We start from the raw sequence: 13,080 nt of genomic DNA on the forward strand, positions 1-13,080 counted from the left end.
TCTATATGCATATTTATGCAGCATTGAAAAAATCCGTGGCACTGCCTACAGTCCAAGTGTATTGTGTGAAGAAACATTGCCAACAGGTTCCGGATATACGAAATTCTTGGGACATATTGGCGATCAGAATCTTTTTGCCGTCTGTGGTAAGGACGCTCTTGGAGCCGGTATCGATCGAAGTTCCGGTTGCGAATGCGTTGATGCTGTTATCGCAGCGGCGCAACTAAGGTGTTATTGCAAAGACAATGAATCAAAACGGATTTGAAGAACTCGGGTCTCCTGAAGATAAGGCTGAGTGGTTAAGCAGAAAGGCGAACTGGATTCGTCTGAGTGCGATGACAATGACCAATCATGCCAAACTGGGCCATACTGGCGGGGATTTGTCTTCCGCCGATATCCTGGCGACGCTATATCTTGGTCAAATTTTGCGGGTAGATCCTTCCAACCCGAACTGGGCACAGAGAGATCGTTTTGTGATGTCCAAAGGGCATTGCTCCGGTGCTTTCTATTCGACGCTCGCTCAACGCGGGTTCTTTCCTCTGGAGCAACTGAAGACCTTTATGGATCCGCTCTCGATGTTGAACGGACATCCTGACAGAAACAAGCTGGCAGGCGTAGAAGCAAATACCGGACCGCTTGGACACGGATTGCCAATCGCGGTTGGTATGGCACTTGCAGCGCGGATGAGAAATGAATCGTGGCGGGTTTTCGTGCTGGTTGGCGACGGAGAGCTTCAGGAAGGCTCGAACTGGGAAGCAGCTATGTGTGCCCAGCACTACGGCCTCGATAATCTGATTGTGATTGTTGACCGCAATCGAATCCAGCAAGGCGATTTCACAGAAACTACCATTCGGATGGAACCGCTAGCCGATCGTTGGACTGCTTTTGGATTTGCTGTAGAGGAAATCGAAGGCCACGATCATTCGGCGCTCTTCAATGCCTTTACTTCGGTTCCGCTAAAAACCGGCAAGCCGACATGCTTCATCGCAAAAACAATTAAAGGTAAGGGTGTCTCGTTTGCTGAGGGGAAACCCGCATGGCATCATGGCGTTCCAACGGCAGAGCAACTGCAGCAAGCCGCGAAAGAACTTGGCATGGAGGTGACGCTGTGAGCACAAGTACTCCTGTAGTGGAAGAGCTATTCGACTGCCGAGATGCATATTCGCGAGCTGTGGAAGAGATGGCGGCTGTGGATCCTCGTGTATGTGTGGTAATTAACGACTCGCTGTCGTCGGCCAAGATGAAGGGCTTCAAGGAGAAGTTCCCTTCCCGATTCGTGAATGTGGGTATTGCCGAACAGAACATGGTGGGTGTGGGAACAGGACTAGCCAATGGCGGCATGGTTCCGTATGTGTGTGGTGCTGCATGTTTCTTGACGGCCCGTGCAATGGAGCAGGTGAAGATCGACCTGTGTTACACCAAGGCCAATGTGAAACTGTGCGGCATGTCTTCGGGTATGGCATATGGACAACTTGGCCCGACGCATCATTCGATCGAAGATTTGGCCTGGACGCGTATACTTCCGCATCTGTCGGTAATTGTGCCAGCCGATCCTCTGGAGACCGAACAGGCGCTGCATTACTCCCTGGAACACGTAGGTCCGATGTTTCTTCGCATTAGCCGCATTCCGGTGCGGAAGGTGCATGCAGATAACTATCGGTTCACTCTGGGTAAAGCGGCGAAGCTGCGTGATGGCGACGACGTAACCATTATCGCCAATGGCGTGCTGGTTTCACGGGCTCTGGATGCGGCGGATGCACTGGCCAGCCGAGGATATTCCGCACGGGTCCTGAATATGAGCAGCATGAAGCCATTTGACTCCGATGCGGTGATCGATGCGGCGAAGAAGACACGCGGCATCGTGACAGTGGAAGAAGCATTGACTGCAGGTGGTTTGGGGGGTGCAGTGGCCGAGGTTCTGGCACTGAACCATCCGGCTCCGATGCGCATTCTGGGTTTGCCGGATACGTTTGCACCGACGGGGAAAGCAGAGTTTCTGCTGGATCACTTCGGACTCAACGCCAAGGGCATTGAAAAGGCAGCAATGGAGCTGATAGGAGCGAAATGAAGATGGCGGCCGAAGCGATTCTTTCAATCGACCAGGGAACCACGAACACAAAAGCCCTGCTGATGAATCGTAGCGGAAAGCCTGTCTTTCGCGCATCGGCCGGGTTGGAACTGCTACAGCCGCAGGCGGGTTTCGTGGAGCAGGACCCGCTTGCGCTGTGGAATTCGGTTCTGCAAGTAATGAACGAATGCACTCGATATGCAAGCACCAAAGAGCTGCGTATTGTAGGTATCACGATTTCAAATCAACGCGAAACGGCTGTAGCATGGCGTCGTGGCATACCTGGAAGACCAGTAACGAATGCTATTACGTGGCAGTGCCGGCGGTCGGCGGGGATTTGTGATCGGTTGGCAGATAAAGCCGGGTTGATTCGCGCGAGAACAGGATTGCCTCTCGATCCGCTGGTTTCCGCAAGCAAGTGGGCCTGGATTTTTGGAAACATGCCGGAGCTGAAGAAAGAGGCTGAGGCTGGTGAGGTATTGCTGGGCACGGTCGATGCGTGGCTGATCTATAACCTGACAGGCGGTGCGGTTCATGCAACGGATGGCTCGAATGCTTCACGAACAGCGCTGCTAAATCTCGAAAAACTGGATTGGGATGAGCAGATGTTGGCTCTGTTCGGCATTCCGCGGCGGGCATTGCCGGATGTGCAAACGTCAAGCGGCAGCTTTGGCGTGTGCACGGCTGTGCCTGAGCTGACAGGTGTGCCGGTGGTGGCAGCTATTGGCGATTCTCACGCTGCGCTTGTAGGCCACGGACGATATAAAACGGGCATTGTGAAAGCGACCTACGGGACCGGGTCGTCACTGATGATGATGGCTGCTGAGTTACCCAAAGAGACGGATGCGCTGGCGCGCACAATTGCCTGGACCTCGAAGAATGAGGTGCGTTATGCACTTGAAGGGAATATCGCGATGACTGGTTCGGCTGTGCAATGGGTTGGCGAGTTTCTAGGACTCGAGCATCCCACGGCGGATGCCGTGAAGTTGGCGAATTCAGTACCGGATGCGGGTGGAGTTCTGTTGGTTCCGGCGATGGTAGGGTTGGGTGCTCCGCACTGGGATCATACAGCACGCGGCACAATTACCAACCTTGGGAGATCGCACACTGCGGCACATTTAGCTCATGCGGCGGTGGATGCGATCGCGTATCAGGTCGCAGATGTGTTCTATGCGATGGAGCAGGCCTCGGGTATCGAATTGCCGGCGCTGCTGGCCGATGGTGGAGCAAGCCGCAACGATGGCCTGATGCAGATGCAAGCTGACATGCTAGGCCGGTCTGTTTATCGCTCCGGCAATGAAGAACTTTCTGCATTAGGTGCGGCGTGGCTGGGCGGATTAACTCTGGGATGGTGGGCGTCGACTGCAGAGTTCGAGAAGTTGCCTGAAGCGACTACAAGTTTTGCACCGCAGATGAGTGCGGCGGAACGGAACGAAAAACTGGCGGCCTGGAAGCTGGCCGTGCGCCGTGCGCGCCTGCTGCCGGAGTAAGAGAGGAATCAAGCAATGGTCACGATTCAGAGTTATACGGTTGCAGTGATACTGTGCGTGCTGACGATGATCTGCTGGGGATCGTGGGCAAACACGCAGAAGCTGGCTGCACGCTCATGGCGATTTGAGCTGTTCTATTGGGACTTTGTTTCTGGACTGATGCTGACGTCCTTAGCTGCGGCATTGACCTTGGGGACGTTTGGTTCAACCGGTCGGCCTTTTCTCGCGGATTTGGCACAAGCTGATGCTGGCAGTATCTTCTGGGCGATGTTGGGCGGTGCAGTGTGGAACCTGGGTAACCTGCTGCTGGTGGCTGCTATTGCCGTAGCCGGTATGGCAATTGGTTTTCCTATCGGTGGTGGTATCGCCTGGGTGCTGGGAATTATCTTCAGTTTTGTCCTTGTGATCCTGGAAGGACAGACGAATCCGGGAAACACCGGCTTGTTGTTTGCGGGCGTGGCTGTAATTGTAGTGGCGATCTTTTTGAGCATGCATGCTTATAGCAAGCTGGTGCGTGCGGTGAAGAAGCCGAGTGCAAAGGGGATTCTGCTATCCGTAGCAGCGGGCATCCTGATCGCGTTCTTTTATTCCCTGACAGTGAAGTCGATTGATCCTGTGTTTGTAGCGGGAGGATCCGGCAAGCTGATGCCGCTGACGGCATCGTTCTTCTTTACTGTAGGCGCATTCGTGACGACCTTCGTGTTCAATCCGTTCTTCATGCGCAAGCCTGTCGAAGGAGAGCCCGTGCGCGGAGGGGACTACTGGAAGGGAAGCCTTGGCACGCACATGACTGGCGTCTTGGGCGGCGTGATTTGGGCACTGGGACTTTCACTGAGTTTTATCGCAGTAGGTGCGGCGGGACCGGCGGTTTCCTATGCGCTATCGAATGCAGCGCCGGTGGTGGCTATCTTGTGGGGAGTGCTGGTGTGGCGTGAGTTTGCAGAGGCTCCAAAGGGAACATCGCGTTTGCTTGCTGCGATGTTCCTTTGTTATTTGGTGGGCCTGGCAATTATTACCTATTCGCGCCTGTAGGCGAGACCTACAACGCCGGAACCTTGAACATGCCGGTACACAGAAGAGGATCATGATGACGATCGGGAACGGCACTAGACCGGGCCGGGCGTTCGTAATAACAAGAAATCTCGACAATCAGAGAGGATGAGATGACAAGCAAGTCGATACTTGGGGTAATTATAGGCAATCGCGACTTCTTTCCCGATGTACTGATTACGGAAGCGCGGCGGGACCTGGAGAAACTATTTGGTGAATTGGGCATTGAGCCGGTGTGGCTTTCCCCATCAGATTCGAAGCTGGGTGCGGTAGAGACATGGTCCGATGCGCAGAAGTGCGGAGAGTTACTGAGAAAGAACCGTGAACGCATTGAGGGGATCCTTGTATGCCTGCCGAACTTCGGCGATGAGAAGGGTGTGGCCGATTCCATCCGTTTGGCAGATGTTAATATTCCAATCCTCGTGCAAGCCTATCCGGACGACCTTGATCAGTTCGGCCTTGATCGTCGCCGTGATGCCTTTTGCGGGAAAATATCGGTCTGCAATAATCTTCGTCAATTCGGACTTAAGTACAGCCTTACACGGGATCACACGGTAGCCGTGCTGGATCCGCGTTTTCGCGAAGACTTAGTCAATTTTCTTCAGGTATGTAAAGTTGTTCGCGGTTTGCATCGCGCTCGCATCGGTGCGGTTGGCGCCCGCCCGAATGCCTTCAATACCACTCGTTTTAGTGAAAAGCTCTTTGAAAATTCAGGTATCTCTACAAATACCATCGATCTCTCCGAGATCTTCGGGAATGCCAGCCAGATTGCCGATAGCGATAGCCGTGTGAAGGCACGCATCGAACAGATACATGCTTATGCCGATGCATCGGCAGCTCCAGCGGAGTCTCTTGTCCGTATGGCGAAGTTCGCTCTCGTTCTTGATGACTGGATGGACTCTCTTGGTATTTCAGCTACTGCCATCCAGTGCTGGAGTTCACTCCAGAAGAACTTTGGCGTTAACGTCTGCACAATTATGTCGATGATGAGTCAGAGGATGATGCCTTCTGCCTGCGAGGTGGATATTGCAGGTGTTATCAGTATGTATGCTCTTCAATTAGCAAGTGGACGGCCTAGCGCACTGGTAGATTGGAATAACAACTATGGCGGGAATCCCGACAAGTGTGTCCTGTTCCACTGCGGCAATTGGGCTACGGAGTTTCTTCCGGAGGCAAAGATCAGTACAGCGCCAATCTTGGGAACCACGCTGGGCGAAGAGAATACGGTAGGTGCACTCAACGGGCGTACACCTGCAGGCCCCCTGACCATAACGCGTGTCAGCACGGATGACCTTACAGGTTCTATCAGTGCTTATGTTGCCGAGGGTGATTTTACGGACGATCCCCTTAATACCTTTGGTACGCGAGCGGTAGTCGACGTTCCCACGCTACCGAAATTGATGCATATCATCTGTCAGCATGGATTTGAACATCATGCGGCAATGAGCCGTAGTCATTGTGGAGAGGCCGTGGCGGATGCGCTCAGCCGATATAAGGGATGGAGGACATACCACCACAATCGCTCCTCCGAGTTACCCTCGATTCCCTGCGTGATTTAAGGAGAGAAGTGGGCTAGATCTTACATGGTTCGTAAATTGCGCATAGAAATGCGTCAAGTACTGAAAATGCTTGGCGCGTTTTATCCCCTATGCGACAATTACGGCTATGGCACGCGTGGATGAACTCCGTCTTATGGCTAAGGTTGCTCGAATGTATTACATTCAAGACCTCAGTCAGCAGGCAATTACGGAGAAACTGCAGCTCCATCAGTCGACAATTTCCAGGATGCTAAAAAAGGCGCGGACATTGAATCTTGTCCGCTTTAATATTGCCACTCCTCCTGGAACATTCGCCGAGTTGGAAGATCAACTAACATCACGGTTTGATCTTAAGGATGCCGTTGTCGTGGATTGTCCGGCCGAGGGAGAAGCCATGGTCCGCGACCTGGGAGTAGCATTAGCCTATTTTCTCGAGACAACGTTGAAGCCGGGTAGGGTTGTCGGTATCTCTTCCTGGAGCCGTTCCTTATTTGCCATGGTCGATGCCTTACATCCGAGCGATTCCTGCAAAGATGGCAAAGTAGTTCAGATCCTCGGTGGAGTTGGGAACGTCGGTAACGAATTTCATGCAATTCATCTTGCTCAACGATTAGCGGCAAGCATTGGTGCCGGAGCTGTCCTGCTGCAGTCGCCTGCCGTTGTTGGCTCGCCTGAGGCCCAGAGAGTTCTTTCCCGTGATCAGGCAGTCCAGGAAGCATCGGCGTTGTTCGATAAATTGGATGTAGCCCTGGTCGGAATCGGCTCGATGGAGCCTTCGAGAATGCTTGCGGTAAGTGGCAATATCTTTTCTAGAGAAGAGCGCGCACAACTTCAGCGACTAGGGGCTGTTGGAGACATATGCTTCCGCTTCTTCAACGCTGACGGACAGCCTATCAAATCGCCGCTGATGAAGAGAGTGATTGGGATTGACCTGGTCAAGTTGCGGGCCTGTAGGCGCGTTGTTGGAGTTGCCGGGGGAGCGCAAAAGATGAATGCCATTCTTGGGGCTTTACGCGGCGGCTTGATTGATGTCTTGATTACCGATCAGCGAACAGCTGAAGCCCTTTCAAAAGCGCAAAGTTAAGGCGCTAGAGAGGGCGCAATCGTTCTGCCAGCATGATTGGAGACGGAGCAGAAAGTCTCCTTCCAGTCGAAACGGGACCGCCGACAAATCCCTCCCGTGTGACGGAATCCTTTCGGCTTATTCTGGTAATCCGACCATGTTGACGTGTCCCGTTGCCTCAGCGAGAGATGTGCTATCAGTTCGAAATCTTATTCCGTTGAATAAGCAATATGTCGAAGATTGCTTGGCATGTAGTCTTGCCGACAGCGGGAGAGATTGATCCTACTGCTGCTGGTATTTGCACTTTAGTAGCTCGACAGGAATTTTTTAACATCTAGGGAGCCCAAGCCTGTTACCAGGTCATACCCTGCTGTGACCAGGTATCCTACTTGTCCTCCGGCCAGATTGGTTGAGGATGCGCTGCTGTTATTGCACATACTCGGTGTGCTAACGGTACAGTCGCTTACTCCGCTGGTTGCTACCGTGACATCATGGAAGGCTGCTGGAGCATTTGTCGCTGTAGAGTAGAGCCCGGGATTTAGATTTCCCTGGGAGGCTCCCTTCGTGGTAAAAGGCTGCAGTACGAGTGCAGAGAGGTCATGTTAGACAAGAAAATTTCGACACCCATTTAAAACTATTCCAACCCGTGTATTTTCTCCAAAGACGGGCGCCGAAAAAATGGCTGCGCTCGCCTCCATGTTGTGTCGTATCTCCAATCTCACCAAAAACGTGTGGATCAATTTTTCGCCAATGCGCATGAGTATTGCATAAATATGCATATTGACAATGTTTATGCCTAATGCTTAGATTGTGGTCCTCTTCGAAAGGGGGCTATAACTCTTAATGCAATATCGAGCACATCTGCGTGCTACTTTTTTGTTTGCGGTTTTTGCTCCCGCAGCTTGTTTTTCACAGTCTTCGGCTTTGTCACAACATGTTGATATGTGTTTGCCAGCCGGAACTCCAGCCGGTATTTGGAATACTGCGCCACCATTACGGTCTCCTGAAATCTCGTCAGATGGCCATGTGCTGCTTAGGTTTTGTGCCCCTGAGGCCAAAACCGTTAGGGTAGTTGGAGACTGGAATTCCAAGAGTCCGATGGGCGACGTTCTGGAAAGAGATGCGCAAGGTGTCTGGTCCATTTCGTTGGGGAAAATGCGGCCAGATTTTTATACCTACTCTTTCCTTGTAGATGGGGTGAAAGCGATCGATCCTAATAATGTTCACTCGATCAACGATGCCATCCGGATCGGTAGCTATTTTATTGTCACAGGGCAAGATCCAGAGAGTACGTTATATGAGAACAAGGATCTTCCTCATGGTGAAGTCACAGCCGTCTGGTATACGTCAAAGAGCGTGGTTACTCCCAGGCGAGCTTTGATATACACACCACCGAATTACCGGGAAGGTACGGACAGATATCCTGTGCTATATCTGCTCCACGGATGGGGAGGAGATGAGAATGAGTGGCTCGAGTCGGGTCGGATGGCACAGATCATGGACAATCTCTTCGCCGCTCACAAAATTGTGCCCATGATTGTTGTAATGCCAAATGGGCATCATGACCGGCATTCCATTCCGGATATCTTTCCACCTGCGAGTACAGCATTGCTGGCTCCACTGCCGCCACGCGGGTATGACATCACGCCGAGCATTACGGAGATTGCCAAAAGTATTGTCTATGATCTTGTTCCTTACATGGATCGGAACTACCGAACGATTCCAAGAAGCTCTTCTCGTGCTATTGCAGGCCTCTCCATGGGCGGTGGACAAGCGTTGTTTACCGGGCTGAATAATCCTGATGTGTTTGCATGGATTGCGTCGTTCAGTGGTGCAATTATCGCATGGCCGGGAGCAATGATGCCTGCTAAAACGTCCACGGCAAATGACCCCGCTGCACTTAGCATCCCGAAATTCAACCTTGATCCTGGGGCTATCGAGAAGAACATGCCTGGCCTGGATGCGTCCATCAACGACAAGCTACGTTTGTTGTATCTTTCCTGCGGTTTGGACGACGGTCTCATTACCTCAAATAAGCAATTCGAAGACTGGCTGATCGGGCACAAAATTCATTTCATTCACAACGAAGTTCCGGGTTATGGGCACGTCTGGAGCTTTTGGAGGAAGAGCTTGGTGGAAGTTGCTCCCCAGTTTTTCCGCTAACTGCCATTCCTCTACATCGTGAGGAATTCGGCCGATAAGAAGCGTCGATGATTGGTCCCTGATATCGAGGTTTACGAAAGTTATGCGAAACGAGAATGGTATTGCTCTAGTGATGATCTTGGCTCTGGTAACTCCCGGAGTTCTGGCTCAGGAGAGTCCTCACGAGCCTCCGTTTAAGAATGTTCCATGCAACATGAACTGCCTGGACAAAGATCATGTGATTGCCACAGTACATGAGAACGAATCACTGCGGGACGAGGACAGGCACCGTCTCTTTGTTCTTACCGATATGGGAGCCGATAACGATGATAGCCAATCGATGGTTCGTCTTGTCCTATATTCGAATGAAATCGATATCGAAGGTCTCGTTGCGACAACGTCGACTTTTATGATGGACAGGACTAATCCCTGGTTGATTGAAAAGGTCATTAAAGCATACTCGCAGGTTCGCCCAAATCTACTGCAACACGACTCTCGCTATCCAACTGGAGAGTACCTTAGTTCGCTGATTAAGTCTGGATCATCGGAGTATGGAATGGGAGGAGTGGGGCCAGGGAAAGACTCCGAAGGTTCTTCAATGCTGATCTCAGCATTAAAGAAGAACGATTCACGTCCCTTATGGGTAGCGATATGGGGTGGTGCGAATACGTTGGCCCAGGCGCTCTGGAAGATCCGTGCTACGGAGAAGCCCGAATCTGTGAAGGCCCTTGTTTTGAAACTGCGTGTGTATGCGATTGGGGATCAGGACGACTCGGGGTTTTGGATTCGTAGAGAGTTTCCATCGCTGTTTTGGATAACACCAATCGGTTTCGATACTGGTCTAAACTCGGCCGACCCTGGCTCTAGTCCGGAAATGATTAGTTCAGCCTGGCTAGTCAAGAACATCCAGCAAGGACATGGCCCACTTGGCGAAGTCTATCCAGATATCGCATATGGAATGGAAGGTGATACACCCTCATTTCTGGGCCTCATTCCTAACGGACTGGATAACCCCTCACACCCAGGCTACGGAGGATGGGGCGGTCGCTTTGCTCTTTATCTCCCGCCGCTTCCTCCACCACTGCCGGTAATTCCCAATTTCCGCTGGCAGAGTGTGGTCACACCTGTGCCGGAGACACGTCCCATCTGGACCGCGAGCAGCGACCAATACAATGGGCCCATGGTGCGTAGACCTTTCCGGTTGCCAGGTTCAGTTGCGGAGGATAAATCAGTTTTGCCCAAGAACGCGGGCGTTACTCTGTGGCGCTGGCGTGAAGATTTTCAAAATGATTTTGCCGCTCGCATGGACTGGACAATCAAGTCATACAAAGAAGCTAATCATCAACCGGTTGCAATCCTTGCGCAGAACACGCCACCAGAGTTTACAGTTCATTCAGGGCAAGAGTTTCACCTGAACGCAACGGGTTCCTACGATCCAGATCACGATTCCATCAGCTATTACTGGTTTCAATACGTCGAAGCGGGAGATCTGCCGGAGCCGGTAAATCTTGCACCATTTTCACCGGTGCTGGCAGATCTTCCGGTGACCGCCCCGAAAGTTGATTCACCAAAAACCATACATTTTATACTTCGCGTAACAGATAAAGGAGCACCTCCGCTTTCACGCTATCGCCGTGTTATCGTGCACGTGCTTCCCTAATCAGGTTAGGCATCTTTGACTGCAGCATAAGAGGACGGCTGGTCAGATTAGAGGATACTTCCACGAAGCTTTCAAAGAGTTGAGGTGCTGTCACGTGCGATCTACCACATTGGACGAGTCCCGTGTACGCGAGAGCAATCTTACATGCAAGTCGCTTAAAGAAACACAGCACAACTATTCTCCAGTTGTGCTGTGTTTCTTTGTCTGTGATAGAGTCTGTGGGATGTCAGATGTTAAAAATGCTGCCAGTGTAGAACTTCAGTAAGCGGTCGTTTCTCGATTTGTGGATCTTCAGCTGGATATCCGAAGGACACTATGGCGACAAGTTTATGATTTTCCGGAGCACCAAAAGCTTTGACCACGGCGGGCCCATAGGGCTGTTGTGAACCTGCCACCCAACAGGAGCCCAAACCATATGCCGCTCCTGCAATCAGAAGATTTTCCGTAGCTGCACAGCAGTCTTCCAATGCGCACTGAGTCGGACGGGCCAGGACTAGCACTGCAAATGCTGCGTTAGCAATAAACTCGGCATGTCCAAGCATTACGGGAATCTTCTGCAGAGCATCCTTTTCGGTTATGACAACAAATTCCCAAGGCTGATCGTTCATCGCCGTAGGTGCCAATCGTGCGCAGTCGATAATCTGCTCGATAATGCTGCGCTCCACCTGCTGTGCGGTGTAATTACGGATACTGCGGCGACTTCTGAGAACCTCAATAGCACTCTTCATATTCGGTTTTTAATGATACAAGAAAACGCCATAAGAAATTGTGATCCAGAGTTCGCTCTATTGCGAAGAGGAGGTGAAGATATTGAGCAGTGGAGAAATGTACTGTGGACTATGTCGAAGAAAAAAACGACAACAGCTCTTATTTTTTCCCTTGACTGACGTTGATAGCTTTTTCTCTTTTTATTCCAAACTGCTTAAGAGACAGATCGACAAATGCCCGCGCTGCTGGATGATTATTCTCTTTCAGAATTATCAGTGCTATTTCAGAGAAGACGTCGATGTCGGGACATTTCCGTATTGCGATTCCGGGTATCTGATAATTCTCTACCGAGGCGGGTGCTATTGCCACTCCCAGCCCTGCAGATACCAGAGAAACCAATGTGTACATTTCTCCTGTTTCCTGCGCAATTCTTGGTGAGAGTCCAGCTCGATTTAGGATTCCTAAAATCTGATCATGAAAACCGGGAGCATGCCGGCGGGCATACATTACGAAACTGCAGTCTTTCAGTTGCTCAAGGTGGAGTTGGCGTTTCTTCGCGAGCGGATGAACCACTGGAAGGATGATGACGAATGGCTCCCTATGGATAGGAAACACCTCGATATCGTCATATGCGGGGATTGGCAGACGTAGCAGTCCTACATCGATGAGTCGGTTTTGTATTGTTGTGAGTTGCTCCGCTGTGAGGATATTTCTTAGTTCCAGTTCTACCTCTGGGTGCTGTTCCCGATAGGTGGAGATGATGGAAGGCAAAACACGAGAAGCCGCCGTTGAGATGAATCCTATGCGAACCAGTCCTACCTGTCCCCTTGCTGCGCGTCTCGTTCTTTCTGCGGCGCGATCTGCGGCTTCGAGTAGAGCACGCGCTTCGTCGCGTAGTATTGCCCCGGCAGCGGTAAGCGTAGTCCTGTGCCGGTCTCTATTCAGGAGGGTTACACCTAATTCTTCTTCGAGCGCACGAATCTGCAGCGTCAATGCAGGTTGGCTCAGATGGACAAACTCTGAGGCCTTATGGAAATGCAAATGCTCGGCTACGGCAAGGAAATATTTAAGCTGACGTAGATCCATGGTTTTCTCCTTACGTGGACTTTTAAGAGTTCAACTTGCTGTGCCCTCAAATTCCACTACTCGCCATTGATTTGAAAAACTTATCACCAACTCGAAAACAAACAATTATACAGATTGCGCGTTGCGAGCTCTAATGACTAGTGGATTCAGAACGGGCTTCGGAAAGGGCATGAAAATCCGATAAGTCTTTGAGTTCGTACGGTGTTGAGTATCGTTCGATCTGTACTCGATTTGTTCGAAGTTGCCTTGTGCTTGTCGCGACACTTCCCCCCTTT

Annotated in this window: 10 protein-coding genes; 8 read left to right on the top strand and 2 right to left on the bottom strand. The window is 51.4% G+C overall.

Features of this window, described 5'->3' with window-relative positions; translation table 11 throughout:
* Window positions 1–245 precede the first annotated feature (245 nt).
* From AC6I7T_RS31910 to AC6I7T_RS31945, 8 genes are all read left to right on the top strand, one after another.
* On the top strand, window positions 246–1,112 hold the full coding sequence (locus tag AC6I7T_RS31910; protein WP_497795536.1) for a transketolase: 867 nt from the start codon (window positions 246–248) through the stop codon (window positions 1,110–1,112).
* Window positions 1,109–2,068 (top strand): transketolase family protein, encoded by a 960-nt coding sequence (locus AC6I7T_RS31915; RefSeq protein WP_497795537.1) that lies wholly within the window; start codon window positions 1,109–1,111, stop codon window positions 2,066–2,068. Before AC6I7T_RS31910 ends, AC6I7T_RS31915 begins: the two co-directional genes overlap by 4 nt.
* Window positions 2,065–3,558, top strand: coding sequence for an FGGY family carbohydrate kinase (locus AC6I7T_RS31920; protein WP_497795538.1), 1,494 nt, complete (start codon window positions 2,065–2,067; stop codon window positions 3,556–3,558). Before AC6I7T_RS31915 ends, AC6I7T_RS31920 begins: the two co-directional genes overlap by 4 nt.
* A gap of 15 nt (window positions 3,559–3,573) precedes the next feature.
* Window positions 3,574–4,590, top strand: coding sequence for an AcrB/AcrD/AcrF family protein (locus AC6I7T_RS31925; protein WP_497795539.1), 1,017 nt, complete (start codon window positions 3,574–3,576; stop codon window positions 4,588–4,590).
* 131 nt (window positions 4,591–4,721) lie between these two features.
* Window positions 4,722–6,167 carry an L-fucose/L-arabinose isomerase family protein gene (locus AC6I7T_RS31930; RefSeq protein WP_497794666.1) on the top strand — a complete coding sequence of 482 codons (1,446 nt, stop codon included), beginning with the start codon at window positions 4,722–4,724 and terminating at the stop codon, window positions 6,165–6,167.
* A gap of 70 nt (window positions 6,168–6,237) precedes the next feature.
* Window positions 6,238–7,230: a sugar-binding transcriptional regulator gene (locus AC6I7T_RS31935; RefSeq protein ID WP_497794667.1), complete on the top strand. Its 993-nt coding sequence runs from the start codon at window positions 6,238–6,240 to the stop codon at window positions 7,228–7,230.
* Window positions 7,231–8,052: 822 nt separating this feature from the next.
* Window positions 8,053–9,372: an esterase gene (locus tag AC6I7T_RS31940; protein WP_497794669.1), complete on the top strand. Its 1,320-nt coding sequence runs from the start codon at window positions 8,053–8,055 to the stop codon at window positions 9,370–9,372.
* Window positions 9,373–9,454: 82 nt separating this feature from the next.
* Window positions 9,455–11,011 (top strand): DUF1593 domain-containing protein, encoded by a 1,557-nt coding sequence (locus AC6I7T_RS31945; protein WP_497794671.1) that lies wholly within the window; start codon window positions 9,455–9,457, stop codon window positions 11,009–11,011.
* A gap of 233 nt (window positions 11,012–11,244) precedes the next feature.
* Here the strand turns inward: AC6I7T_RS31945 and AC6I7T_RS31950 are convergent, their stop codons facing one another.
* The gene (locus tag AC6I7T_RS31950; RefSeq protein WP_497794672.1) at window positions 11,245–11,739 is read right to left on the bottom strand and encodes a nitroreductase family protein; all 495 of its coding nucleotides are present in this window, start codon (window positions 11,737–11,739) and stop codon (window positions 11,245–11,247) included.
* A 139-nt stretch (window positions 11,740–11,878) separates the two neighbouring features.
* Window positions 11,879–12,805: a LysR family transcriptional regulator gene (locus AC6I7T_RS31955; protein WP_497794674.1), complete on the bottom strand. Its 927-nt coding sequence runs from the start codon at window positions 12,803–12,805 to the stop codon at window positions 11,879–11,881.
* Between the last annotated feature and the right edge of the window lie 275 nt (window positions 12,806–13,080).

This window comes from Humiphilus diazotrophicus (assembly GCF_059726315.1).

Excerpts from the sequence above, each read along its gene's own strand:
- AC6I7T_RS31910 (WP_497795536.1), top strand. The coding sequence starts at position 246 with ATGAATCAAAACGGATTTGAAGAACTCGGGTCTCCTGAAGATAAGGCT.
- AC6I7T_RS31920 (WP_497795538.1), top strand. The coding sequence starts at position 2,065 with ATGAAGATGGCGGCCGAAGCGATTCTTTCAATCGACCAGGGAACCACG.
- AC6I7T_RS31925 (WP_497795539.1), top strand. The coding sequence starts at position 3,574 with ATGGTCACGATTCAGAGTTATACGGTTGCAGTGATACTGTGCGTGCTG.
- AC6I7T_RS31930 (WP_497794666.1), top strand. The coding sequence starts at position 4,722 with ATGACAAGCAAGTCGATACTTGGGGTAATTATAGGCAATCGCGACTTC.
- AC6I7T_RS31940 (WP_497794669.1), top strand. The coding sequence starts at position 8,053 with ATGCAATATCGAGCACATCTGCGTGCTACTTTTTTGTTTGCGGTTTTT.
- AC6I7T_RS31945 (WP_497794671.1), top strand. The coding sequence starts at position 9,455 with ATGCGAAACGAGAATGGTATTGCTCTAGTGATGATCTTGGCTCTGGTA.
- AC6I7T_RS31950 (WP_497794672.1), bottom strand. The coding sequence starts at position 11,739 with ATGAAGAGTGCTATTGAGGTTCTCAGAAGTCGCCGCAGTATCCGTAAT.
- AC6I7T_RS31955 (WP_497794674.1), bottom strand. The coding sequence starts at position 12,805 with ATGGATCTACGTCAGCTTAAATATTTCCTTGCCGTAGCCGAGCATTTG.